Source organism: Bacillus sp. JJ1474, assembly GCF_036965225.1.
Lineage (GTDB): Bacteria > Bacillota > Bacilli > Bacillales > Cytobacillaceae > Cytobacillus.
In genome coordinates, this window is sequence record NZ_JBALPC010000125.1 from 8,422 (window position 1) to 10,425 (window position 2,004).

A 2,004-nucleotide genomic window follows, 5' to 3' on the forward strand; every position below is an offset into this window, starting at 1 on the left:
ACCACCATCACTCACTGTTAATAATAAGCCTTCATAATGGCTTTCATAAGAAACAGGACCTTCATCCATCTCAGGGAAAAACTCAAAAAAATACTTTTCATTTTCGTGCGAGACTAGCTTCGTTTCATCTGTAAAGCTAAAGTAGGGAATATAATAAAATGGGAAATCAGTTCCATATGTAATATACAAACTATTTTCTGAGAAAAGGTTTTCCTCTAAAAAAATCCTTTTTGCTTCTTCAGTAAAATATGGAGACAATATTTTATCAATTTCCTCCACTGTCCTAGGTTTTTCACCAAGTGAAAGCTGAGCTTGATAGGCAGCTTGGACAAAAGCAAAAACATCTTCACGATTGGATAACATCTTCTCAGCTTTCGTTATCGTTGGAAAAATGAAAGCTATCGCAACAATTATTGGAAGTATTTTACTGATAAGCCTGATCATTCTATCGTCCCCTTCATTTCTTAATAATTCTCATTTTATCAACAAACAAAGGGACAGAACGATGTTTTTGTTCGCAAAATAACTGCAGATTCTGACAGGAAAAAGCTTAAAAACACGAAAAGCCCCTTCATTAGACAAAAAATACCCAGAACCCAAAGCTGTTGATAAGCATTTGGATTATGAGTATTTTTTACATTGGTTTGTTGATATAAAATCCACCTTCTTCATCTTATTCATATTCTGAAGGGTCAACAAAATGTTTGTACACCAAATAAATTAACAGTGCAATAGCCGTTGTCAAAAACCCCCATCCAAGGGTTAATTGATCAATTAATAAATAATTATTGCATAATTGGTCAGGTGACCAAATGTATAAAAAACCCATCCCAAAATACTTAATTGTAAAAATGATAATAATAACGTTTTTTCCAGTCGAACTGAGCTTTTTCCAACTATCTCTAAGTGGAACTCCCGCTAAGAAAGGCAAACTGATAAATTTAAAAATTTCTACACTTTGTATCGTCAAGGCCTCATCCATTGTTCGTGGTATTGTCCAATATATAGCTATAACCATAAATAAAATAATTCCCGGTATACCATTACTATTCCACTTTTCGAAAAAACGAGGAAACCGCAATTGAAAAAAACGTGCCATAAAAAATCCTGAGATCACAAGCAGGGGCATCTGCATATGCATATGTGTAATCATGATGGATTCTACTAAATTTGCTACAGGAGGAAGCATCAGGAAAATATATAACAGTAAGGCATATATAACTTGTGTCATCATTACACCCCCGCTTCATTTTCAAGAATGCTTGTTACCTTAGCAGCAGCTTCTTCAATCTTCGTATAATCCATAACATCAACTAAACGGCCTTTTTCATCAACTAAATAAAATGCAGAATTATGAGTGAAATTCCCAAGCCCATCAGGAATGACAATGACGCCAAATTTCTCCAGCAAGGAGTCTAATTCAGCTTGATTAGGTATTCTCGCCATCCTCCAAGTTTCTCCATCACTATTAAAAGCCTTTCTGTATGTTTCTAATGTTGCTGGGTCATCTCTAGTCGGATCAAAGCTAATACTCAAAAAAACGATGTCTTCCCCGATATATTTTCTTGGCAGCAATTCATAGACTTGAGCCATATTCATTTCTAATTGGGGGCAGACAGTTGCACATGATGTATAAAGAAACGTTATGAATACATACTTATCTTTAAACTCAGAAATTGAATATTTCCGTCCTTTGTTATCCTCCAAAGTGACATCAGGGAATACGGGCTTTTCCTCCATTAGCTGATTCACTCTCGCGGTTTCTGCCGTAAATGCTCGGAATCCATCTGTCGCTATAAAAAACAACACACATCCAAACAGTAATACAACAATAATAGCAATTGTATTATGCCGGTTTTTGATCACGGAAATCACTTCCCAAATCATTATTTTGCTTTTTTTGGTTTTTTTCTTAATTTTTATTAAAAAGAGATAGCCCTGCATATGAGCTATCTCAATTGTCAATCATTGTCCAGCTGCAGCGGCTAGCCCCGACGTACAGGA

The 2,004-nt window shown here is 35.4% G+C and carries 3 protein-coding genes; all 3 read right to left on the reverse strand.

Going from position 1 to position 2,004, the window contains the following annotated elements; all coding sequences use genetic code 11:
• On the reverse strand, window positions 1-444 hold a 444-nt coding region (locus V7164_RS15965; protein ID WP_335354566.1), incomplete at its 3' end, for a DUF3993 domain-containing protein.
• Window positions 445-673: 229 nt separating this feature from the next.
• Entirely contained in the window at window positions 674-1,231 is a 558-nt protein-coding gene (locus V7164_RS15970) for a hypothetical protein (RefSeq protein WP_335348048.1), read from the reverse strand.
• A 2-nt stretch (window positions 1,232-1,233) separates the two neighbouring features.
• Window positions 1,234-1,866 carry an SCO family protein gene (locus tag V7164_RS15975; protein ID WP_335348042.1) on the reverse strand — a complete coding sequence of 211 codons (633 nt, stop codon included), beginning with the start codon at window positions 1,864-1,866 and terminating at the stop codon, window positions 1,234-1,236.
• Window positions 1,867-2,004 lie beyond the last annotated feature (138 nt).